Source organism: Mesorhizobium sp. USDA 4413 (genome assembly GCF_056280365.1).
In genome coordinates this window covers 2,202,795-2,226,514 of record NZ_JBVPRP010000001.1, presented here as the reverse complement: position 1 = coordinate 2,226,514, position 23,720 = coordinate 2,202,795, and the positions used below count along the sequence as shown (strand labels likewise).

The 23,720-nt window shown below is 59.9% G+C and carries 19 protein-coding genes; 9 read left to right on the top strand and 10 right to left on the bottom strand.

The window, feature by feature from the left end; genetic code table 11:
• The first annotated feature begins 27 nt into the window (after window positions 1-27).
• From ACVMIM_RS10890 to ACVMIM_RS10870, 5 genes are all read left to right on the top strand, one after another.
• Entirely contained in the window at window positions 28-993 is a 966-nt protein-coding gene (locus tag ACVMIM_RS10890) for an ABC transporter permease (RefSeq protein ID WP_040985454.1), read from the top strand.
• Between the two features lie 69 nt (window positions 994-1,062).
• Complete coding sequence (locus ACVMIM_RS10885; protein ID WP_476111927.1) at window positions 1,063-2,166, top strand: sugar ABC transporter substrate-binding protein; 1,104 nt, start codon at window positions 1,063-1,065, stop codon at window positions 2,164-2,166.
• A 58-nt stretch (window positions 2,167-2,224) separates the two neighbouring features.
• Entirely contained in the window at window positions 2,225-3,742 is a 1,518-nt protein-coding gene (locus ACVMIM_RS10880) for an ATP-binding cassette domain-containing protein (RefSeq protein WP_040986126.1), read from the top strand.
• Window positions 3,743-3,895: 153 nt separating this feature from the next.
• Window positions 3,896-4,141 carry a hypothetical protein gene (locus tag ACVMIM_RS10875; protein ID WP_040985456.1) on the top strand — a complete coding sequence of 82 codons (246 nt, stop codon included), beginning with the start codon at window positions 3,896-3,898 and terminating at the stop codon, window positions 4,139-4,141.
• Between the two features lie 96 nt (window positions 4,142-4,237).
• Window positions 4,238-4,963 (top strand): GntR family transcriptional regulator, encoded by a 726-nt coding sequence (locus ACVMIM_RS10870; RefSeq protein ID WP_476111925.1) that lies wholly within the window; start codon window positions 4,238-4,240, stop codon window positions 4,961-4,963.
• Between the two features lie 154 nt (window positions 4,964-5,117).
• Here ACVMIM_RS10870 and ACVMIM_RS10865 read toward each other — a convergent pair whose 3' ends face one another.
• From ACVMIM_RS10865 to ACVMIM_RS10825, 9 genes are all read right to left on the bottom strand, one after another.
• Complete coding sequence (locus ACVMIM_RS10865) at window positions 5,118-6,200, bottom strand: branched-chain amino acid ABC transporter permease (protein WP_476111923.1); 1,083 nt, start codon at window positions 6,198-6,200, stop codon at window positions 5,118-5,120.
• Window positions 6,200-7,066, bottom strand: coding sequence for a branched-chain amino acid ABC transporter permease (locus ACVMIM_RS10860; RefSeq protein WP_040985458.1), 867 nt, complete (start codon window positions 7,064-7,066; stop codon window positions 6,200-6,202). Before ACVMIM_RS10860 ends, ACVMIM_RS10865 begins: the two co-directional genes overlap by 1 nt.
• Window positions 7,067-7,069: 3 nt before the next feature.
• On the bottom strand, window positions 7,070-7,768 hold the full coding sequence (locus ACVMIM_RS10855) for an ABC transporter ATP-binding protein (protein WP_040985460.1): 699 nt from the start codon (window positions 7,766-7,768) through the stop codon (window positions 7,070-7,072).
• The gene (locus ACVMIM_RS10850) at window positions 7,765-8,496 is read right to left on the bottom strand and encodes an ABC transporter ATP-binding protein (protein WP_040985462.1); all 732 of its coding nucleotides are present in this window, start codon (window positions 8,494-8,496) and stop codon (window positions 7,765-7,767) included. Before ACVMIM_RS10850 ends, ACVMIM_RS10855 begins: the two co-directional genes overlap by 4 nt.
• 68 nt (window positions 8,497-8,564) lie before the next feature.
• Window positions 8,565-9,842: an ABC transporter substrate-binding protein gene (locus ACVMIM_RS10845; RefSeq protein WP_476111920.1), complete on the bottom strand. Its 1,278-nt coding sequence runs from the start codon at window positions 9,840-9,842 to the stop codon at window positions 8,565-8,567.
• 130 nt (window positions 9,843-9,972) lie between these two features.
• Entirely contained in the window at window positions 9,973-10,761 is a 789-nt protein-coding gene (locus ACVMIM_RS10840) for an SDR family NAD(P)-dependent oxidoreductase (protein ID WP_052457896.1), read from the bottom strand.
• Window positions 10,762-10,925: 164 nt separating this feature from the next.
• Window positions 10,926-11,810, bottom strand: a complete 885-nt coding sequence (locus ACVMIM_RS10835; protein ID WP_040985464.1) for a VOC family protein — start codon at window positions 11,808-11,810, stop codon at window positions 10,926-10,928.
• Between the two features lie 13 nt (window positions 11,811-11,823).
• A complete protein-coding gene (locus ACVMIM_RS10830) occupies window positions 11,824-12,702 on the bottom strand; it encodes a fumarylacetoacetate hydrolase family protein (protein ID WP_040985466.1) in 879 nt (292 codons plus the stop codon).
• Window positions 12,703-13,518: 816 nt separating this feature from the next.
• The gene (locus ACVMIM_RS10825; protein WP_040985468.1) at window positions 13,519-14,931 is read right to left on the bottom strand and encodes a helix-turn-helix domain-containing protein; all 1,413 of its coding nucleotides are present in this window, start codon (window positions 14,929-14,931) and stop codon (window positions 13,519-13,521) included.
• 215 nt (window positions 14,932-15,146) lie between these two features.
• On the opposite strand from ACVMIM_RS10825, the gene ACVMIM_RS10820 reads away from it, so the two are divergent.
• The 4 genes from ACVMIM_RS10820 to ACVMIM_RS10805 all read left to right on the top strand — a co-directional run bounded on the left by ACVMIM_RS10820 (window position 15,147) and on the right by ACVMIM_RS10805 (window position 21,440).
• Window positions 15,147-16,679, top strand: a complete 1,533-nt coding sequence (locus ACVMIM_RS10820) for an acyl-CoA carboxylase subunit beta (RefSeq protein WP_476111918.1) — start codon at window positions 15,147-15,149, stop codon at window positions 16,677-16,679.
• A gap of 232 nt (window positions 16,680-16,911) precedes the next feature.
• On the top strand, window positions 16,912-18,915 hold the full coding sequence (locus tag ACVMIM_RS10815; RefSeq protein WP_040985474.1) for an acetyl-CoA carboxylase biotin carboxylase subunit: 2,004 nt from the start codon (window positions 16,912-16,914) through the stop codon (window positions 18,913-18,915).
• Window positions 18,915-21,050, top strand: coding sequence for a methylmalonyl-CoA mutase (gene scpA, locus ACVMIM_RS10810; protein WP_040985476.1), 2,136 nt, complete (start codon window positions 18,915-18,917; stop codon window positions 21,048-21,050). The genes ACVMIM_RS10815 and scpA overlap by 1 nt, the downstream gene beginning before the upstream one ends.
• 228 nt (window positions 21,051-21,278) lie before the next feature.
• The gene (locus ACVMIM_RS10805) at window positions 21,279-21,440 is read left to right on the top strand and encodes a hypothetical protein (protein ID WP_476111916.1); all 162 of its coding nucleotides are present in this window, start codon (window positions 21,279-21,281) and stop codon (window positions 21,438-21,440) included.
• 555 nt (window positions 21,441-21,995) lie between these two features.
• Here the strand turns inward: ACVMIM_RS10805 and ACVMIM_RS10800 are convergent.
• Complete coding sequence (locus ACVMIM_RS10800) at window positions 21,996-23,699, bottom strand: GMC family oxidoreductase (protein ID WP_476111915.1); 1,704 nt, start codon at window positions 23,697-23,699, stop codon at window positions 21,996-21,998.
• Window positions 23,700-23,720 lie beyond the last annotated feature (21 nt).

The window sequence follows — 23,720 nt, the reverse complement described above, 5'->3', positions numbered from 1 at the left end:
GATACCTCGTCACCGGTCGCGAGGGCCATGTCCCTCGCCCGTTTTGATGAAGCTGGGCTGTTGATCGGATTGATCGTCCTCGTCCTGATCATCGGCATTCCGCATCCGGAATTCTTCGAGTTTGGCTCGATCAAGACTCTGCTCCGGCAATGCGCCCTCGTCGGCATCATGGCTTTCGGCATGGTTTATCTCGTGTCGATGACCGAGATTGATTTATCGGTCGGCGGCATCTACGCGGTCGCCGTGACTGCAAGTGCCCTCATGATAAAAAGCGGAATCGATCCCTGGATCGCCGTGCTCCTGTCGCTCTTCATCGGCGCTGCCCTCGGAGCGTTCAACAGCATTGTCACTGCTGCCCTCGACGTGCCGCTCATCATCGTCTCGCTCGGCACGCTATCGGTCTTTTTCGGGCTCAATCTCATCATTTCCGACGCCAGTCCCATCTTCGGCATGCCGCGCGACCACCTGTTCTTCAGGATTTTCGGCGGTGAATTCCTGGGATTGCCAGCGTCCGCCTGGGTGATGTTCGCCGTCGGCGTGGCGCTCCACTTCCTGTTCTTCCACACGCGCTTCGGAGCAACGGTTCGAGCGATTGGGGCGAACCGCGCAGCGGCCGACTTTATCGGCGTCAAGGTTGACCGCGTCCGCCTCTACGCGACAGCGCTTACCGGGATGCTCTGTGCGCTGTCGGCCGCGATGACACTCGCCTATTTCAAGGCGGTCGATCCCTCCATGGGAGAGCAGAAGGAGCTTCTCGTGATCGCGGCGGTCGTGATCGGAGGCACGTCGCTCGCGGGAGGTTCCGGAACGATCCTCGGCGCCTTCCTTGGCGTGCTTATCATCAATGTCATCGACAGCGGTATCGTCTTCTTCGGGGTGGACCCCAATTACGCGCGCTTCGTTACCGGCTGCGTCATCCTGGCGGCGATCGCTCTCGATCGCTTTGTGAAGCGCCGGCGCCAGCTGTCCGACGAACTCCAATCTCACCTCTAAGTCGTGAAGACCAAACCGATCGGCCAGCAGAGCCGGCGACACCACCAACTGAAAACCTGGGAGGAAGAAATGAATTGCACAACCGCGTTGCGCAAAGTGATTTTGACGAGTCTCTCCTGTATGGCTCTTATCGCAGCTGACGGCACGGCGTGGGCGGGGGACAAACCTCTGCGTATCACCTCGCTGCTGCCGACCACCGTCCAGGAGTGGACTGTCGAGATCAAGGCGGGCGCCGAAGCTGCCGCAAAGGACCTCGGCTTCCCTGTCGAACTTCGGTTCGAGGGGCCTTCTAGTTTCGATCCGTCCAAACAGGCGGCGATGTTCCAGAACGAAGTGCTGAGATCGCCCGACGCCATCATCATCACCAACATCGCAGCCCCTCTTTTCATCGAGCCGGTGCTCGAGGCGCAGAAGAAGGGCATCAAAGTTGCCTGGATAGACTCGGCGCCCTCGTCCGACTTCCATGACGGGTTCTTTGTGAGCGCCGACCCTACGGAGATGGGTCTCGCCGCGGCGGCCGTGATTGCCAAGACGCTTGAGAAAAGCATCGGCAAGCCGGCGGATGAGATCGAAGGTAAAGTAGAGATCGGTTCGTGCGTTCCCGGCCTTGCCGTTCTCGAGAATCGCGTCGTCGGCACGCGCAATGGCCTCGCCAAGCTCATGCCGAAAGTCAAAGTTCAGGATACTGTGGCCACCAAGCCAGATCGCGAGGGTAGCTTCGCGGCCTGGAACCAGGCGATCCGCAAACACCCGGATGCTCTGGCTTATCTCGATGCCTGCGAGGCAGGGCAACAGAACATCGCCAGGATCATCGCCGAGAACAAGCTGAAAGCGACTAGCGTCGCTTTCGACGTCCCGGAGGACATTCGCCAAGCGGTGAAAGACGGCATTATCCCTGCCGCCATCCCGTCGAGCTTCTACGCCCAGTCCTACATGGCAGTCTATCTCACAGCCAAGGCGTTACACGAAGGCAAGCCTTTGCCCAAACACTGGCTGAAGATTTCGCCGCTCGTTCTCGATTCTTCGAACATCGACGCTTACATCGAGGGATGGAAGGACCCGGTCACCGGACTCAGGCAGTTCTACGGCCCCGAGTTCGATCGTGCCAAAGCGTTGGCCGACAAGGGAGAGTTGGCGCCGATTGCCGACTACGACAACCCGCCGATTCAGTAACGCTTGAGCCGCTGAGCCGGTCCTCGCCTGCTCGGCATATTTGCGGGAGGGATGCTTGGTGACCCAGACGGTCTACTCTGTGAGAGGCGTCACAAAACGGTTCGGCCGGCAGGTTGCTCTTGATAATGTCAATATCGATATTCAAGAGGGATCTGTCCTCGGCCTCGTGGGCTCCAATGGCGCCGGCAAGTCGACGCTGATGCGCTGCCTTGCGGGAGCCCTGAAGCCCGACCAGGGTGAACTCGTTCTCGCCGGTCGTCAGCTCCACATGAACTCGATGCACGAGGCCTGGCAGGCGGGCATCGCGTTCGTGTCGCAGGAATTGAATCTTTTCCCGGCGCTCAGCATTGCAGAGAACCTCTGCCTTGTTCCAGGGCGCAGAGGCTGGCGTTCAGCGGCACGTATGGCCGATGAGGCAGGCCCGGTGCTTGAACGCCTCGGCTTTCGCGCCAATCTTGCCGCGCCGCTCGGGTCACTCAGCCTCGCCGACCGCCAGCTCGTTGAGATCGCCCGCGCTCTGCTCCAGAATCCAAGGGTGTTCATTCTCGACGAGCCGACCTCGGCTCTTCATGCTTCCGAGGTCGATCGTCTCCACAATATACTTCGCGAGCTCAAGTGGTCGGGTACTGCAATTGTCTACATCTCGCACTTCATCGAGGAATTGCTCGGCGTTTCCGATACCGTAGCGGTGCTTCGGGACGGAAGGCGCGTAACCCTTCCCGAGCGCCCCGGCCCACCGCCCCTGCCGGACGTTGTAACCGCGATGCTTGGGGACAAGCCGACGAACCTGTCGCCGACCAAAGGCGGGGCCAGGGAGACTATTTCAACGGAAAATCCTCTCCGCCTAACCAATCTCAGGGGACCGATTGCCCTTTCAGTCGATAGGATGGAGGCGCGCCGCGGCGAGGTCGTCGGCGTCGCTGGCCTTGCCGGAGCCGGCGTCGAGGAGCTTTTCGCCGTGCTGTTCGGCCGCCTGCCGGTGGTCCGCGGCGAGATCTCCCTGCCCTCCGGCGGCAGGCACAAGGCGAACAGCGCCTCGGCAGTCGCAAACGGTATCGCCTATGTTCCGGCCGATCGCAAGCGGCTGGGCCTGGCCCTCGATCAATCGATCGCCGACAACGTATCTTCGGTTCGAGGGCTGGGCCTGGGACGCGATGGGTTTGTCATCAGCGGTCGCCGCCAAGCCGAAAGGGCCAGGCAGCGCTGCGCCGCAACCGGCGTCAAGATGGCTTCAGTAGGACAGGCCGTCGGGAGCCTGTCCGGCGGCAACCAGCAGAAGGTTGTCTTCGCGAAGTGGATCGAGGCGGATCCAACTCTGCTTCTACTCGACGATCCGATGCGCGGTGTCGACATTGGCGCCAAAAGTGAACTGTACGCGCTTATCCGCCAGCTCGCCGCGGAGAAGCGGGTCGTTGTCATCTATTCCAGCGACCCGGCCGACTACATCGCTGTAGCTGACCGCGTGCTCGTGTTCAACGGCGGCAAAGTCGCCGATGAGCTTTCCGGCAACCAGCTTACCGAACACAGGATCGTGACCTCCATGAACGGTAGTTCGGGCGTATCTGCGTGCGTTTGAAGGAAGGACGACCGATGAAAGTCTTGACGGGAAACGCCGACATTGGCTGCATGGCCCGAGCTCGCTTGACGCGCGAGGCAGTCGTCAAGGGCCTGACGATTCTTGCCCGTGGAAGATCCGAATAGATGCCGGGTGGCAGCAGGAAATTCTTGGATGCACCAAGATTTTACGAAACAATTCATCCAGATTGATGCCGCTGTTATTGGACTCGACGCAGGAAACACACCGATCGCCTACAGTTTCGGCGCCAGGCTCGTGTCAGCTTGTCCGCCAATCCTCGCCGAATTTGTTGAGCAGCAAATGCAAATTGTGGATTATCAGATTGCCTTCGGCTACATGAGCGTATCCCAGTGTCGAAGCGCATCAGCCACCCGTTTAGACAGCTCAAGGTTTGGATGATCATGTCGTTCGCGGAATTGATGGCCGCAGACAGAGCCGAAGTTCAATGGAGGAAACCGCACTCCGCAAGTGTGGTTCGATAAAAGGATGCAGAAATTGGAAGCCATTGGCGGCAAGACAACGCTCGCCGAGGACGTTTACGACCGGATACGTTGGGATATCGTCCTGGGCCGGCTCCAGCCGGGCAACGTACTCCGGTCTGACTGGATGCGAGAGCAGTATCAGGTCGGCATCAGCCCGCTTCGCGAGGCTCTCACTCGACTGACATCGGAAAGACTAATTATTGCCGAGAGCCAGCGCGGCTTCCGGGTAGCGCCTCTTTCTGCCATCGAAGTCAAGGACGTGCTTGAGACCCGGCTCTTGATAGAGACGCGTGCCTTGCGCCAGTCCATCGCTGCAGGCTCCGTGGAATGGGAAGGCAAAGTCTTATCGGCTTATCACATCCTGTCGCGTAAGAAAATTCCGCAGCCCGGGGACGACGATATCCTTGAGTGGTTTCGCGATCACAAGCGCTTTCATATGGACCTTCTTTCAGCGTCGCACTCCGCGTGGCTGCGGCATCTTTCCGGTCTACTGTTCGATCAATCCGAGCGATTTCGAATCGTCCGAATGCTGAATGTGGCCGAACCAACACTGCGACGGGACGTTGACAAGGAACACAAGCGCATTGTCGATGCCTGTCTGGCAAGGGACCCCGATGAAGCCTGTCGTGCGCTCGTCGATCATTATACTGCGACTGCAGACGCGGTTCTCGCGAACTTGGCGAAAGGCGAGGCTGCTGACCGCGAAAACGATGAAGGCCGCGATAGATCGTGGTCCTGAGGGCGCGCCAGATGCGCCCGTTCGTTGGTGAACTCGCTGACAGGCCGGCTTCAATCCGTGATCGTTTCGCCGGCGGTGTGATGCGTCCTCGCGTCGTGCTGCATCCGAAAATGCTTCCTTAAGGAGGCGCTTGAGCCTCGGCTTTTGCCGGGCATCAAAATGGGGGCAAGCTCAAATTGGAAATTGCCGTATCGGAAATTCCGTTGGATGGCTTTGCTTTTTCCACAGGCTCGACTGTCCTGACTCGACGTTCGATAGGAAAGACAGTGAGGCGGTATCGCTCCGCGAGAAAACCCCAGAGTCCCTGCCGAGCGAATAGCATGATGACGATGGCAAGCAGGCCCAGCAAGATCATGTACCAGGCGCCATAGTTGGCCGTCGTCTCGCGCAGAAGAAAGTAGACCGCCACGCCGACGAACGGCCCTTCGATGCGCCCTATGCCGCCAATGACGACGATGAAGATGATCCCGGCCGACCATTCCATCACATCGAAGGCCGAGCCGGGGCTGATGCGCAGCTTTTGCAGGAAGATTAACGCCCCGACCATACCCGTAAACGCAGCGACGGTTACAAAGACGCCAAGCTTGAGTCGGAATGAATCGATTCCGACCGACGCGGATGCGCGCTCATTGTCGCGTACGGCGGTGAGCGCGAGCCCGAATCTCGAGCGCAGCATTGAGTAGACAAGAGCCACCGAACCGACGGCAATGGCCAGCGCGGTGAGGTAGATAATCAACTCCCTGCCGTCTGTCGTCGGCGAGATGTCGCGGATGGCCTGGATCGGCAGACTCATGCCAGACCCGCCGCCCAGCGGAATTTCAAAGAACACAAGCTTGAAGACCTCGGCGGTCACCCAGGTGCCTATGGCGAAATAGGGGCCGGAGAGGCGGAACATCAAAATGGCCACCGGCAGCGACACAATGCCGGCGAGGATGCCGGCCAGCGGCAGAGAAATCAGTGGGGAAAGGCCGCCATAGACGACAAATGCAAACAGCATGTAACCGCCAAATCCCGAAAATGCCTGCTGCCCCACCGACAGGAGCCCGGCGTAGCCGGCGAGCAGGTTCCACATCTGGGCGAGCGCCAAAAAGTAGCAGATCTCCACGATCAGCCGCATGGAGCCCCGGTCTCCCGTCAACGGCACCAGCAGCAGCACGACAACGCACGATACCATGATGACAAGTGCGGCCTTGGACGCGGTCGTTGCCCGAGCGACGATGTAAGTTTGATTGGTCATCAGTGCTGCACCTTGGGGAAAAAGCCGGTCGGTCGGAGCAGAAGCACGACTAGAAAAACGATATGGCCGGTCATGATTTGGAACTGCGGATCGATCTGGCCGCCAATTGCTTGGGCGAGACCAAGCACGATGCCCCCAAACAGCGTGCCCCAGATGCTGCCGAGACCACCGATGATCACGGCCTCGAAGGCGAAGAGTAGTCGCACCGGTCCGGAAAACGGATCGAAGGTGGTCCGTACGCCCATCAGCACCCCGGCGATAGCGATGACCACCATGCCAATTCCCGTGGCAACCGCAAAGACCCGTTTGGTATTGATGCCCATCATCCGGGCGGCTTCCGCATCGTCGGAAGTCGCGCGAAATTCCCGGCCAAGCTTGGTATTGTAGAACAACGCCTGCAAAGCAACGATGGTGGCGATAGCGATGGCGAAGACGGCAAGCGGATAAATCCCGATGGCGATATCGTTTCCCAGGCGGAAGCTTGCGGTCTCGATCGGACCGAGGTTGAGCTTGCGATTGTCGGCCGTGAAGACGTCAAAGAGGGCGTTCTGGATAACGATGGACAGGCCAAAAGTCACGATCATTGGGGGCAACATGTCATCGCCGAGCGTCCGGTTTAGGACCAGCAGCTGGACGAGGTAGCCGAAGAGGAAAAACGTTGGCAGAACGATGACGAGCGACATCAAGGGCCCGACACCCAACGCCTGGACGACAACATAAGAAGTAAAGCTCGCCAGTACGATCAGATCACCATGTGCGATGTTGACGAGCCGCATGACACCGAAGACCAAGCTGAGGCCGATCGCAAAAAGGGAATAGACTCCGCCAAGCAGAAGGCCCTGAAGCAATGTGCTGATCCACTCCATCTGCTAGACTCCGAAATACGCGTTGCGAATTGCTGCAAGAGACATCTCGTCCGCGCGTCCTTCCAGCGAAACGCGGCCTTCCATAAGGCAATAGACGCGGTCCGCGACGCTGACGGCACGGACGAGGTCCTGCTCGACGATGACGATGGAGAGCCCTTCTTCCTTTAGCTTCGCGATGTTGCGGTACAAGTCCTCGATAATGACCGGAGCGAGACCGAGGCTGATCTCGTCGCACAGGAGTGAGGTAGGATTAGACATCAATGCGCGCCCAATGGCCACCATCTGCTGCTGACCTCCTGACAGTGCTGTACCCGAAAGCCGGCGGCGCTCCTTCAGTCCGGGAAAGACCTCATAGACGCGCTCAAGGGTCCACGGCCCCTTGCGCGCACAATGCGCGCCCAGCAAGAGATTTTCCTCGACGGTGAGCGACGGAAAGAGCCGCCGGCCCTCCGGCACCATGGCAATGCCACTGGCGATTGCCGTATGGGCTTCTCGCCCTCCACAAGGAGCGCCGTCGATAAACACCATTTCCGGACTGGTTTTGATCAGCCCGGTGATCGCCTTCATGACCGTGGACTTGCCTGCCCCGTTGGCGCCGATAATCGCGGTCGTCTCGCCGTCGCGCAGGATAATATCGACCCCAAACAATGCCTGAAAGTCCCCATAATAGGCCGTCAGCCCTTTGGTCTCGATCGTACTCATTCTGGCTCGACTCCCAGATAGATCCGTCGCACCTCCGGCGATTGAATAACTTCCCGGGGCTTGCCGTCGCAGATGATACGGCCGCCATTGAGGACGATAAGCCTGTCAACGGTCGCGATGAGCGCATGCACGATATGCTCGATCCAAATCAGCGTCACGCCGGTCTCACGAAGATCGCGGATGGTGTTGATCAGGGCCTGCGTTTCAACTTCGGTTAATCCGCCCGCAATTTCGTCGAGCAACAAAAGACGAGGCCGGGTGGCAAGCGAACGGGCGAGTTCGAGGCGTTTGCGCTGCAACAGGGTCAAGCGACCTGCAGGCTTGTTGACTTCGCCCATCAACCCGGTGCGGTGCAGGATTTCAATGCAACGATCTTCCGCTTCGGCGACTGTCGTGCCAGAGCCGAACACAGCTGCAGTAAGGACGTTTTCAAACACCGTCATTTTGCCGAACGGCTGCGGTATCTGATAGCTGCGCCCGATGCCCAATCTGCTGCGCTGATACGGCTTCATGTCATTGATCGACCGCCCGTCGAACAGGATATCTCCGCTGTTCGGTCGATCGTCGCCGGCAATCAGGTTGAACAGCGTCGATTTACCGGCACCGTTCGGACCGATAATGCCCAGCCCCTCCCCCTGGCTGACGGAGAGATCGATGCCTTCTGCAATGACGATCTTCCCGAAGGCCTTGTCGAGTTGGCACAATTCGAGAATCGGCGGCGCGCCCATGCCCCTCAATTCCTCTATGATTTTGATTGCGGTGGCCGGAACTCGCGCATCCCGGCCACCCGGCACGATCAGGACGTGGCTTCCGCAGGCCCGGCAACAGGCACGTCACGCGCAGAAACATTGCTGACGATAATTGGCTCAAAGGGGTGTTTGCCGCCCTTGGTCATACGCCATTGGGCGCCCGTCAACGGCGTTATGACGACATTCGGTGCAGGGCCGGATCCGGCAACGATTGGACCCTGTATGGTTGGAAGATTGGTCTTGAACAACGCTTCACGGTTCGCCTCCCGATCACCTCCACCGGATCTCTTCAGCGTATCTATGGCCGTTTCGAGCGTCGCGTGAACAGTGCCGATGATCTGGTTCCATTGCCGACCGGTGCTGCTCTCGAATGCCGCCGCGTAATCTGCCGCGGTTTGACCGGTGATCGAGCTCTTGTAGGGAAACGTCGGGTGCCAGAAAAGATCGAAACTGTGGTTCTGTGCGAGCGGCCCGAGCTGCTCTGCAGTGCTGGCAAAGGCGAGCGCCGCAGCCGTCGTTGCCGCCTTCGCTTTGAACCCCTGCTGGGCCGCCTGGGTCCAGAACGTCGTCCAGTCCGGAGCCAGCACATTGCCGGAGATGATCTCGACGCCGCTTTTCTTGAACAATTGGATGATCGAACTGTAATCATCCGTAAGATCCTGATACCGGCCGGGGTCGACGAGGGTGTAGGCCTGCTCCTGCAGAAGCGGTGGGAAACCTTTGGCGAAGCCTTGACCGTCCGTATTGTTTGGCCACAGGGCGCCCACGACTTTGTTGGTCTTAAGCTGGCGCCAAATGTCCATGTATGTGGCCGAGACTTCGGAAAAGCCCCAGAACATGTGCAACTGATAGCGAAATGGCTTGTCAGGAGTCGCTCCACGCCCGGAGACCTGCGTTTCCCAGGGTGTAATCGAAGAGACCAACGGCACACCGTTGAGTTCGCACTGGTCTGCAACTGGCGTAACCGTGAGCGAATGGATGGAGGCGCACATTATGTCGACGCCCTCGCGCAGGATGAGATCGGCCGCGACTTCGGACGAACGATTTGCGTTCGACTGGCAGTCGCGGACAACGATTTCCACCGCGCGTTTGCTCCCCCCGTCGACGGTTATGCCGCCAGCAAGGGCCGAACGAAGGTTCTCGAGGACGAATGGATCGCCGGCCGCGGCCCCGGCCAAGGGCCCGGTTGATGGGGAAACGAAACCGATCCGCAACGGTCGCGATTGAGCAATCGCCGGCGCTGCAAGCGCGGATGCCGCGATGGCTACGGTGCCTTTCAGGAAGTCCCTGCGCGTTCCGTTGAATACACTTACTATCTTGTTCACTTGTTTTATCCTCCCATGCATAGTCGGCCGTCTCTCCAAAGGCCGAGGTTTCAAAAAACCGCCAGTAAGCTTTCTCTTATTTTTGTCCCTCCGAGCCGATCCAGTTCATGCAGGCTCGCTACGCGCGGCCTCAATCCATGACCATCCCGCCGTCGACGTGGTACGTGCCGCCCGTCATGTTGCGGCCAAGGTCGGATGCGAGGAAGGCGACCATCCCTGCTACGTCCCTAGGTTCCTGAGGATGGCCCATCGGGACGTTTGCAAAGAAGTTTCTTTTGGCCTCGGCCAGGGACACGCCTGCAGCGTCTGCAATCTCTTGCGCGATGCCCTCATGGAGTGGCGTCTCGAGAATTCCCGGGCAGACAGTGTTGAAGGTTATGCCCGTCGTTGCGAATTCCGCGGCGAGGCTCTGGGTAAGACCCATCACGCCGAACTTCGACGTACAATAGTGGGAAAACGGAGCGTATCCCTTCTTCGAGGTCACTGATCCGAGGTTGATCACCCGACCCTTGCCACGTTCCACCATGCCCGGAAGGACGGCACGGGTCACGATGAACTGACTCTTGAGATTAATATCGAGGATTCGATCCCACTCAGCCTCGTCCATCTCCAGGAAAGGCACACGCTTCGACGCGCCGGCGTTGTTCACCAGAATATCGATTGGGCCCAAGGATCCGGCAACGGCCTTTTCCATAGCAAAAGCTGAGTCCCAAGAGGTCACGTCCAGCTTGAACGGCTCTACCCTGCCCCCCACCTTTTTCGACAGGCGCGAAGCGGTCGATTTGGCCGCATCCAGATTGATATCGGCAATTGCGACGGCTGAACCCAGTTCGGCAAGCATTTCGCTGATAGCGGCGCCGATGCCCATAGCACCACCTGTGACGATGGCAACCTTTCCCTTGAGCCACATCATTTCCATTTGATCATTCCTTTCGCGTGCTGCCGATTCGGGACGAGTTGAAGGAAGGGCGTAAGCGATGTGCTGGCTACCCCCGCTCAGCCTCCTGACCGGCCCGTGTGTAGATGCATCACCGCGCCCCACAAGGAGCGCAAACTGTGTTCGTCGCGACTTTCTAGTGTGACTTATTCGAGGAACCCATCTGGCGGTCCGCTCCCCCACATGTTTGCTGCAAACTGAATGTCCTCCCAGACTTTCCCTTTTTGGGGAAAGTCTTGGTGACTCGGACGGGGCTCAAAGCTTCCAAGTGCCTCATTCACCTGGTCAAGCTCACAGAACAGTTCGATTATCTGCCCGTCAGGATTGCGGTAATAGATCGAAATATTGTGTCCGATCCCATGACGCACCGGTCCCCAAACCAGCGGAATGCGATCTCTGGCAAGCCAGTCACAGGCATCGCGTATGTGAGACCAATCGCGCAACTCGAATGCTATGTGGTGCATCTTGCTATTGCGACCGGCGACCAGGTTGACCGTGTGGTGATCTGGCCCACATCGCATGAAAGCAAAGAAATCGCCCATCCAGTCACTGACTTTGAACCCGAGGACATCGCGATAGAAGCCGACGACGCCCTGAACATCGGTCACATTGAACGCAACATGGCCGAGCTTGTTGGGCGATATGCCGCAACGCTGGAAATCCACCCCAGCGGGAACGGCCTGGACAAATGTTTCGATCCTTGTGCCTTTAGGATCGTAAAACACAATCGCATCCTTGATGGAGGGCTGAGGGTCAGCCTGGCGCTCTGTTTTCAGCCCATGAGCTCTGATCTGGTTCTCGTATTCGCCAATATCCGCTGTCGGCGGCAACTGGAAACCGAGCGCCTCGCACCTAGCTTCAGAGCCCTCGCGAAGGACTAGCGAGTGGTGATCGCCGCTCGTCGATAGGTAGGCCACTTTGCCGTCACGTTCGACGAGAGTGAGGCCCAAGATCTTTGTGTAGTGGTCGATCTGACCTTGCAGGTTGGGCGTCTGGAAGACGGCATAGACGATGCGATTGACATTGACCATCACACTGCTCCTTTCAAACAAATCTGTTGCACAGTGTGCCCAGTCCTTCGACCGTGACGCTTACTTGATCGCCCGCCTTGAGGAACTCGCGGGGATTGCGCCCGTAGCCGACCCCCGCCGGGGTTCCGGTAGCGATAATGTCGCCGGGCTCCAGCGTCATCATGCCGGCCAAATGAAGCGTGATATCGGCGACGCCAAAAATCATTCGGCTGGTATTGGATTTCTGCTTGACCACTCCATTAACGGCAAGCTCGATGCCCAGCGACTGCGGGTCATCTACAAAGCGCGCCGGGGTGATCCACGGGCCTGTCGGTTGGAATTGGTTCCAGCCTTTCTGCATGACCCAGTCGATACCCACAGATGGTCGTGAAGCAATCCAGTCGCGGGCAGAAACGTCATTTATGACCGTATAGCCGGCTACGGCCTGCAAGGGGTCACCGCCATCGCCGGGACCGTAGCGGCGACCAATGACAACCCCCAGCTCGGCCTCCCAATCAACCATGCTTGCACGCGCAGGCAGCCGAATCTCTTCACCGTGAGCCGCCAGCGCTACCTGGGGCCGCATAAAGCCGTATGGAAACTCAGGTCTTTCGCCCGCAGCCATTTCCTGATTGTGCTCACGGTAATTTGTACCAATGCAAATCAGCTTTCTTGGATTGGCAATTGGAGTGCAATAGGAAACGTCGGCTGGATCCGCACCCGGCGCGACCACCCTTGCGCATCGTTCCGCAAGTAGTTCGTCATATTTGGCCCAGTCGGCAAATATGCTCTCAAGATCCGTTGGAGCTCCCTCCCCCAGAATCTCGGCGAGAGGGTGAACCCGCATACCAACCAATACCAGTGGCGACAGGCTGCCACCCAAGCGACCGGTTCCAAGCTTGTAGGCAACCATAGTTCTAGCTCCTGCCTGCGGCCGGCATGGGCCGTTCTGCACTCCGAGTAAGGACCGAGATTTCGTTCAATTGGGTTGCATCCATCGCCGGACCGAACGTTTGAGCGGCGCCAAAATGGGCTGTCGAGGGAGGCTCGCCGGCGGAGCCAGTCGGATCGAAATGCCTGCAATTCATTTGGAAAGATTCCCCAGTTTGGAAATTGCTGATATTTTCCAATATACCGCAACCCCGCTTGTGTCAATTTCAAGCAGGGAAAATTCTCTTAGGTCGAATATGGAAAACGCGAACCACCCGGAGGTCGATGCCGAATTGGGAAACAGTACGGTTGTTGAGAATCGCTAAAGATGTGGCTCTCGCGGGCTGGCACACGATCGAAGAGGTATGCGTCGAATGATGCGAGCGAGCGCCGCGATCGCGGGATGGGGTCCAATTTTCAGGAGAGCGCGGATCTTTGTTGCCTGGTGTCTCTTCGATGGGAACTACAGCAGCTTGCTTTGGTATCCTTGCGAGCACCGATCGCGCGCTATGCTGGATTCGGTTCGATTTGGGAGAGATTGGACAGATGACCGAAAATGATCATCCAACGGCCCGCGCCCAGCGCTCGGTTTCATCGTCGGTCTGCTGGACGAACTGCGCCAGTTGACCGCTTCGCAGGGGCTTGAACTGATCAGTTATCTCGACGCCGCTTTCATAGAATCCCGCGATGCCATCAGAAGAGAGCGCTCACGCGATCAATCCAAAGACAGTGATCCGCGTTGCGGAGGTAATTTAAGCCACTGTCCGCAGCGGTCAAACGGACCAGACTCTCCGGCGCTTCAGCAAATCGTATAAGGCAGTTCGCTGCGCCGGTTATGATCTACTGTGATTTTGCTCTTAAGAGGCGGGATGGCGCGCTGGGTGCAATCCCGCCGCTCACAAATTCGGCATGACACCCCGATGGGGTCGAATGCCGAACTGTTGGTGAAATCCAGCCGGTCCGCGTAGACGAAATCGCCGGCATAGGAAATCTCGCACCCAAGCGCGATGGCGTAGCGCCGATGAGGAGAGGCAAACCCGCCCTCGGCCTTGGCCACTTCGGTTGCGATGCTGAGATAGCGGACGCCGTCAGGTGTCTCCGCCAGCTGACAAATCATGCGGCCAGGGGATTCGAAAGCCTGATGGGCGTTCCACAACGGGCACGCCGCGCCATAGCGCGCGAACTGCAGTTTCGCCGCGCTGTGACGTTTGGTGATGTTTCCCGCACGATCGATGCGTGCAAAGAAGACCGGGACGCCCTTCAGACGCGCCCTTTGCAGCGTCGAGAGCCGATGGGCGACCTGCTCGAGGCTTGCACCAAAACGGACTGCCACAAGGTGGAGGTCGTGCCGCAACTCCTTAGCCGCAACCAGGAAGGTTCGATACGGCAACATCAGCGCTCCAGCGAAGTAGTTCAGAAGGCCAATCCGACAAATCTCTGATGCCTCTGCGGTCCGAAAGCGCGCTCGATCAATGATCGCGGAGATCTGCGCCCGTTGCTCCAAGGCGCCAATCTGGAAAGCCAATTGGAAGCTGCGCGTGGAGGCCGGTGAATAGGGATTCAGGTAGAGCACCCGCGAGGAAGCATCGAAAAGCCTGACCAACCGTTCTCCGCTTCGGGCGCGTGCGACACGGACTTTATGGTGCTCCTCCAGGTGCTGCGATAACACGGTGCCCGCATCCCGTTCTGGCAAGTTCAAGGTTCTTGCTAGATGCTCGGCCGCCCGGTCGAGCTCGTCGATATAATTGTCGACGAAATGGAAGAAATCGCGAACCTCCTCATAGGGCGTAGGCTCAGAGACGGCGTTGTTGCGAACCAACTGATCGTCAAAGCTGGCAAGCTGCTCGCAGTTCCTGCGATATGCCTGATGGCAGGCAATCAGCGCATGCGCGATCGCCGGCGCGTTTTGAGCGATCAGCTTCAGTTCCTGAACGCCCGGTGTCAGGCCACCATAGACCGGATCTGCCAGCGTTTCCTTCAGGGCAGACAGCAGCCGGTCGGTGTCACTGCCGCCGATGGTCGAAACATCGACCTGAAACTTCTCGGCCAATGCAAGAAGCACTGCCGCTGACACGGGCCGCTGGTTGTTTTCGATCTGATTGAGATAACTGGTCGAGATCCCCAACCGCTCGGCGAACGCGGACTGGGTGGCCTTACTGGCGTCCCGCAACTCGCGCACGCGACGGCCAATGAAAAGCTTAGCATATGCCATTTGCAAATTCGCATTTCTCTATTCGCATTTTTATACATTCCACAGCCACGCCCGGTCAACGCTTTGACGCAGCACGCCGACAAACTAATGCGAAGCTCAAGTCTCGAGGAGGAGCCAGTGTCGCCAGCAGCGTGCATCTCAAGCAATGGCCTGCTTGCAGTGGTTGGGCTCTCGACTTCGGCCGAGGATTTTGTTGACGAAAGGTCCGTGCGCTGATGCGAGCCGTTCTTGAACAACTCGAGGCTCGACGCGAACAGGCCCGTCTGGGAGGCGGTCAGAAGCGCATCGATGCCCAGCACGCAAAAGGTAAGTTGACCGCCAGGGAGCGTCTGGACGTGCTCCTCGATGAGCGCTCGTTCGAGGAATACGACATGTATGTCACCCACCGCGCCAGCGACTTTGGCATGGCGGCGCATAAGGTCGCAGGCGATGGCGTGGTGACCGGATGGGGCACCATCAACGGACGGCTCGTCTATGTCTTTTCCCAAGACTTCACCGTGCTTGGGGGATCTTTGTCCGAGACCCATGCCGAAAAGATCTGCAAGATAATGGACATGGCGATGCGCAACGGCGCACCCGTGATCGGCCTCAATGATTCCGGCGGCGCTCGCATCCAGGAAGGCGTCGCCTCGCTTGCCGGCTATGCCGAGGTTTTCAGGCGCAACGTCGAGGCGTCCGGCGTCATCCCACAGATTTCGGCGATCATGGGCCCCTGCGCCGGCGGCGCCGTCTATTCACCGGCGATGACCGATTTCATCTTCATGGTGCGAGACACCTCCTACATGTTTGTCACCGGCCCGGATGTGGTGAAGACCGTAACCAACGAGATCGTCACTGCGGAGGAACTCGGCGGCGCCGGCACGCACACCCAAAAATCGTCCGTGGCCGACGGCGCTTTCAAGAACGATGTCGAGGCGCTGGAGGCGATCCGCAGGCTGTTCGACTTCCTGCCGCTCAACAATCGCGACAAGCCGCCGGTCAGACCGTTCCACGACGATCCGGCGCGCCTCGAGATGCGGTTGGACACGCTGGTGCCCGACAGCGCCAACAAGCCCTATGACATGAAGGAGCTGATCCTGGCCATCGCCGACGAAGGCGATTTCTTCGAGATCCAGGCCGCCTATGCCAGAAACATCATCACCGGCCTCCTGCGGCTCGAAGGCCAGACCGTCGGCGTCGTCGCCAACCAGCCGATGGTGCTGGCGGGATGCCTCGATATCGATTCCAGTCGCAAGGCCGCCCGTTTCGTGCGCTTCTGCGATGCCTTCAACATTCCGTTGCTGACGCTGGTCGACGTGCCGGGTTTCCTGCCGGGCACATCCCAGGAGTATGGCGGGGTGATCAAGCACGGCGCCAAGCTTCTGTTTGCCTATTCGCAGGCCACCGTGCCGATGGTGACGCTGATCACGCGCAAGGCCTATGGCGGCGCCTATGACGTGATGGCCTCCAAGCATATCGGCGCGGACGTGAACTATGCCTGGCCGACGGCCGAGATCGCCGTGATGGGAGCCAAGGGCGCGACCGAGATCCTTTACCGCTCGGAACTCGCGGACGCGGGCAAGATCGCGGTCAGGACCAGAGAGTACGAGGCATGCTTCGCCAACCCGTTCGTGGCGGCCGAACGCGGCTTTATCGACGAGGTGATCATGCCGCATTCCTCGCGCAAGCGCATCGCCCGCGCCTTCGCCGCACTGCGCGGCAAGAACATCGAGCCGCGCTGGAAGAAGCACGACACCATGCCGCTGTGAGGGTTCATGTGCACGCAGGTCCGGATTGACGGAATCCTCTGTTCGACCTCGCGGCAGCTGGCCGCCTGGCTTAGCCGAGAAGGACTTGGCGCCGAAAGGCTCCTCGAATGGGTGGATCGGCATGGCGAGATGGAGTGGTGCCTGTGCGTGATCGACGTGCCGAGGACGTGGGGCGCTCGGCGCTAAAATGGACGCGCAAAGGCCAATCGGAAATGTTTGTGGTCGATCCGTAATGTTCAGGAAAATCCTCATCGCCAATCGCGGCGAGATCGCGTGCCGGGTTATCAAGACTGCGAAGAAGCTCGACATTGCAACCGCGGCGGTCTATTCGGATGCCGATCGCGACGCGCTGCATGTGAAGATGGCGGACGAGGCGATCCACATCGGCCCGTCGCCGTCCAGTCAGTCCTACATCGTCATCGCCAGGATCGTCGACGCCGCGAAGGCAGTTGGCGCCGATGCCGTGCATCCGGGCTACGGCTTCCTGTCGGAGAACGCCAATTTCGCCGATGCGCTCAAGGACGCCGGCATCGCCTTCATCGGCCCGCCCGTGGCGGCGATCGAGGCGATGGGCGACAAGATCACCTCCAAGCGCGTTGCAGCCGCCGCAGGCGTCTCCACTGTGCCCGGCCATATGGACCTGATCGAGGATGCGGACGAAGCCGTGCGTATCGCAGCCTCGATCGGCTATCCGGTGATGATCAAGGCCTCTGCCGGCGGCGGCGGCAAGGGCATGCGCATCGCCTGGAACCACGCAGAGGCGCGCGAGGGGTTCCAGTCGTCACGGAACGAAGCCAAGGCCTCCTTCGGCGACGACCGCATCTTCATCGAGAAATTCGTCACCGAGCCCCGCCACATCGAGATCCAGGTGCTGGGCGACCGGCATGGCAACATCGTTTATCTCAGCGAGCGCGAATGCTCGATCCAGCGGCGCAACCAGAAGGTTATCGAGGAGGCGCCGTCGCCCTTCCTCGATCCGGCCACACGCAAGGCCATGGGCGAGCAGGCCGTCGCTCTGGCGCGCGAGGTCGGCTATTTCTCCGCCGGCACCGTCGAGTTCATCGTCGACGGCAAGAAAAATTTTTACTTCCTGGAAATGAACACTCGCCTGCAGGTCGAGCATCCGGTGACGGAACTGGTCACCGGCCTCGATCTCGTCGAGGAGATGATCCGGATCGCCGCCGGCGAAAAACTGCGCTTTGGCCAGGACGACGTGAAGCTCAACGGTTGGGCGATCGAAAGCCGGCTCTACGCCGAGGATCCGTACCGCAATTTCCTGCCCTCCATCGGGCGCCTGACGCGTTACCGGCCGCCGGTCGAGGGACCGCGCGAGGACGGCACGATCCTGCGCAACGACACCGGCGTGTTCGAAGGCGGCGAGATCTCGATGTATTACGATCCGATGATCGCCAAGCTCTGCGCCTGGGCGCCGGATCGCCCTTCGGCGATCGATGCAATGGCGCGGGCGCTCGACGATTTCGAGGTGGAAGGCATCGGTCACAACCTTCCGTTCCTGTCGGCGGTCATGGCACAGCCGCGCTACCGCGAGGGCCGCTTGACTACCGCCTATATCGCGGAAGAGTTCCCGGACGGTTTCCAAGGTGTCGAGCCGGATGATGCCCAGGCGCGTCTGCTCGCGGCCGTCGCCGCCTTCATCAATGCCAGGATCGTTCGCCGGTCGGCGCGGATTTCGGGCGCGCTCGCCAACCATCCGCGCAGCATCGGCAAGGACTGGGTCGCGACGGTGGCCGACCACGAATTCGCGCTCGCCATCGTTGAGGACAGCGCCGGCGATGTCGTCGCCTTTGCCGATGGACCGAGCCTCGCCGTGTCGAGCGACTGGCTGCCGGGCGATAGTCATGCGACCTTCGTGGTGGACGGCGAGGCGGTGGGCGTGAAGGTGTCGCTCGACGGCTCCGGCCTGCGCCTACGCTGGCGCGGCATCGACGTCACCGCATTCGTGCGCTCGCCCCGCGTGGCCGAGCTTGCCCGACTGATGCCGGTGAGAACGCCGCCCGACACGTCGAAGATGCTGCTCTGCCCGATGCCCGGCGTCATCACCTCGCTCCCGGTGCAGGTGGGCGACACGGTCGAGGCCGGACAGGCGCTTGCGACCGTCGAGGCGATGAAGATGGAAAACGTGCTGCGCGCCGAGCGCCGGGCGGTGGTCAAGGCGATCGCGGCAAGAGCCGGCGCCAGCCTTGCGGTCGACGAATTGATCATGGAGTTCGAGTGATGGCCGACGAGCTCGAGCAGTGGCGCGCCCTTGCCGAGAGGGAGCTCAAGGCCGACCCGGACACGCTCACCTGTCGCACGCCTGAAGGCATCGCGGTCAAGCCCCTCTACACGGCACGGGATCTCGAGGGGATCGACTATCTTGGCGGCTTGCCGGGGCAAAAGCCGTTCCTGCGCGGCCCGCGCGCAACCATGTATGCTGGCCGGCCATGGACCATCCGGCAATATGCCGGCTTCTCGACGGCGGAAGCCTCCAGCGCTTTCTACCGCAAGGCGCTCGCCGCCGGCCAGCAAGGCGTGTCGGTCGCCTTCGACCTTGCCACCCATCGCGGCTATGACAGCGATCACCCGCGCGTCGAGGGCGATGTCGGCAAGGCGGGCGTGGCGATCGATTCCGTCGAGGACATGAAGATCCTGTTCGACGGCATCCCGCTCAAGAAGGTCTCGGTGTCGATGACCATGAACGGCGCGGTGGTCCCGATCCTCGCCAGCTTCATCGTCGCGGGCGAGGAGCAGGGCGTGCCGCGGGCGCAGCTCTCAGGCACGATCCAGAACGACATCCTCAAGGAGTTCATGGTCCGCAACACCTACATCTACCCGCCGGAGCCCTCGATGCGGATCGTCGCCGACATCATCGAGTTCACGGCGAAGGAGATGCCGAAGTTCAACTCGATCTCGATCTCCGGCTACCATATGCAGGAGGCGGGAGCGACGCTGGTGCAGGAGCTCGCCTTCACGCTGGCCGACGGGCGCGAATATGTCCGCGCGGCGCTGAAGAAAGGGCTCGATGTCGACGATTTCGCCGGCCGGCTGTCCTTCTTCTTCGCCATTGGCATGAACTTCTTCATGGAGGCGGCCAAGCTGCGCGCGGCGCGGCTTCTGTGGACGCGAATCATGGAGGAGTTCCAGCCGAAGAAGGCTTCCTCGCTCATGCTGCGCACCCACTGCCAGACGTCCGGCGTGTCGCTGCAGGAGCAGGACCCCTACAACAACATCGTGCGCACCGCCTTCGAGGCGATGAGCGCGGTGCTTGGCGGCACGCAGAGCCTGCACACCAATTCCTTCGACGAGGCGATCGCGCTGCCGACCGAGTTTTCGTCCCGCATCGCGCGCAACACGCAGTTGATCCTCCAGCACGAGACGGGCGTGACGAAGGTGGTCGATCCGCTGGCCGGCTCCTACTATGTCGAGAGCCTGACCAAGGAGCTGGCCGACGCCGCCTGGACACTGATCGAGGAGGTCGAGGCCATGGGCGGCATGACCAAGGCCGTCCATGAAGGGCTGCCGAAGCGCATGATCGAGGAAGCCGCGACCCGCAGGCAGGCGGCGATCGACCGCGGCGACGAGGTGATCGTCGGCGTCAACCGGTACAGGCTCGAAGAGGAAGCGCAGCTCGACATCCTCGACATCGACAACAAGGCGGTACGGGCGGCGCAGATCGCCCGCATCGAAATGGTGAGGCGCCAGCGAGATCCCGCAAAGGTCGCTGAAGCCCTGTCCGCGCTGGGCGACGTCGCCCGCTCCCGCGAGGGCAATATCCTGGCGAGCGCCGTCGAGGCCGCCCGCGCCCGCGCAACGGTCGGCGAGATATCGGATGTGCTGCGCAAGGTCTTTGGCGACCATGCCGCGGCTCCGAAGGTGGTGCGCAAGGTCTATGACGCCGCGTATCGTGGGGAGCCGGAATACGAGATGCTGGTGAAACGCCTCGAAGCCCTGCGGGCCGCCCTGGGAGAGGCTCCCAGGATACTGGTGGCCAAGCTCGGCCAGGACGGCCATGACCGCGGCGCCAAGGTCATCGCCTCGGCCTTTGGCGACATCGGCTTCGACGTCATCGCCGGGCCGCTGTTCCAGACGCCGCAGGAAGCGGCGAACCTTGCGGCGAAGCTGAAGGTCCATCTTGTGGGCATGTCTTCGCTGGCGGCCGGCCACAAGACCCTGGCGCCGCAACTGGTCAAGGCGCTCAAGGCAAAGGGCGCCTCGGACGCCATCGTGGTGGTCGGCGGCGTAGTACCACGCCAGGATTACCAATTCCTGATGGAGCATGGGGTCTCTGCGGTGTTTGGACCTGGAACCGCTGTCCTGGATGCCGCGCGCGCGGTTCTAGACCTGCTGGAGGGCAAGCGTCGCAACCGGTGAGTTACGCCTGCCGTGCTGCGAGGGATATGGTTCTCAGCCGCATCGAAGCAAGAATGAACCCGTGGAGAGACGGCCTGACTAGTCCTGGCAGAACGGATCGGTCACGTGAAAATCACAGAATCTATGAGAGCGAGAGGCCAAGTGCTGTCCCGATGATACCCGACGCAACACCCGCGGCCGTGCTTCCGATGCAATGGCTCCTTCCGGGCCTTGACTGAGAAAGGTGAGGTGATCCTCAGTTTCCACGCCCTGCACGTTGAAACCAGTGAGTTGAAAATCGTTGCCGATACATGCGTCGGCACCCACAAGCAAAGGGGCGAAATAACCGGTATGCACATGCAACACGGGCAATTCCTGGAGCTTTTCGAAAAGATCGGCTGCCGGCCCTGAGAGGTCGACGTGGTCCTTTGCGCTCCTCATGTGGGCGGAACACGATAAATGGCAACCCACTTTCCCCACCCACTCTACCTCTTCCGCCGGGCGGAATACGAGCACTGGAACAAGGAGGTGGAAAGCACTTGGAAAGCTTCGAAAAGTTTATCATCGAGGACCCTCTCGGTGATCCTGGCGTCCCGTCGAGCGGGATCGGTCGACTTCATTGAGACGGACCGGTCATGTCGCCCGAGGGCCACTCCCAGGCACGTGAACGTGGCGAATACGTCGGCCAGCCAGAACGGGTTTAATCCCGGGGACGTCGTGCACCACCCCTACCGGCTCGCGCATCCTGTTGGCCACTGTGATCCACTATTCGGCCGAGGGTAGGGAAGCGAGTTAGCTTGAACCTTTTAGCGAGTTCATCCAACCTATCCAGGGCTACCGCGTGTGGCCGGGCCACTCGCGCATCGTGCTCGAAGCGAAAGGTCTTTAACAAAAGAGTGGCTGCCGGCAAACTGGATTTGACGGCAGCCAAGTTGCCTTGGGAGGCTTTTCCGGCGATTTGCGGTTTCAGCTTTCTTTGTGGAGTATTTCTGCCATTCGCTCGCCGATCAGAACGCAAGCGGCCATCGTAGCGGAGCTGACAATATGCGGCATGATCGACCCATCGGCGATCCGCAAGCCTCTTACGCCCTTCACCCGCAGTTGTCCGTCGACGACCGCATCCTCGTCCTTGCCCATGCGACAAGTGCCAACCGAGTGGAAGAAGCTCGACGCGCCGTCGCGGATGAAATCGGCCATTTCTTCCTTGTCGAGCTTCTTGCCTGGGGCTACCTCGCGGATGGCAAAGGGCCTCATGGCTTGCGAATTTCCAAGCTCGCGGCAGGCTTCAATAGCGGCGGCCAAGGCGGCCATATCATCTGGATGAGTAAGTAGCCTTGCATCCAGGATTGGATTGTCGGCGGGATTTGCGGATCTCAGTTTCAAGAAGCCACGGCTTTTCGGCGCAACGAGCCCAGCGCACAAGGCCCAGGCCGTAGTCGGCGGTGCATATCGTGCGATGATTTCTTCCGTGGCATAGGGAAATTCAAGCTGAACGAAATTGAAATCGGGGGCGGAAAGTGACGCTTTGCTCTTCCAGAAGCCAGCGACGTTCGCTCCGGTATTCAGCAATGGGATTGGTTGCGGCGATTCCCACAGACACGCCGCATGTAAGGTGTGATTGTGGTAGTTGGCGCCCACATCAGGTGAATTCACCAGCGTTTTGATGCCGTGCGGCTTGAGGTCCTTTTCGTTCCCGATGCCACTCAACATCAAGATCTTGGCACTATTCATTCCACCTGCGCACAAGACGATCTCGCGGTCGGCCCAAAATACGACCATGCGGTCTCCAAGGTCGACCTCGACAGCAACGGCCCGATCTCCATCCAAGACGACGCGGTGCACATGGGAGTTGGGCAGCAGCGTGATGTTTTCCTGCCCCAAGACATTGTAGAGGTATGCGCGAGCCATGCTATGGCGTAGGCCGTCGCGCACAATGTGATTCATGTAAGCGAACCCGCCATCCATCTCCTCACGGGCACCGTTCTGATCGGACAATACGGGGTGACCGCATTCCTTTGCCGCCTCGAGCAGGGCCGTTCCAACTGCTGAATGGCCAGCGGCGGGCTGGACCCAAACCGGCCCCCCCGTGCCGCGATAGCGCGCGTCGGCTGGTCCATGCCAGTCTTCTAGATTTCTGAAAATTTCCAGCGCGTGCTCATATCCCCACAAAGGCTCACCGGAGATTTCAGCCCATTCATTCAGGTTTGCCTTGAACGGACGTGACCATGTCAATGCGTTCGTGCTGCTGCCCCCGCCGACAACACGGCCCATAGACTCTCTAATAATTCGGCCATTCATGGAGGGCGAAGGCTCGGAGAATACGTTCCAATCCAAATGGTTTCCGATATTTTGAACCCACAAGTTGGGGTCCAGCACCGAAGCTGCCGTATCCCAACCTCCGGCTTCGAGAACGAGTATGCGCGCTGATTTCTTTACTGCGGCGAGGCGCCCCGCAACTGCCGAACCGGCACAACCTGTGCCACAGATGATATAGTCGTAGCTCCCCTTCAGGTCTTTGCGCCGGGCATCCTGATTGGCACGGATTTCGTTTAATTGGTCCGCCAGCGCCGGAATAGATGCGTTGATCCGCCCAATCCAGGGCACGGTCGAGGACGATACCCGCCTTGCCGATCCAGGCTTTTCCCGTGTTGTCATGCCTCCGATGGTCATTCGCATCCTCGCTCTCGAGCT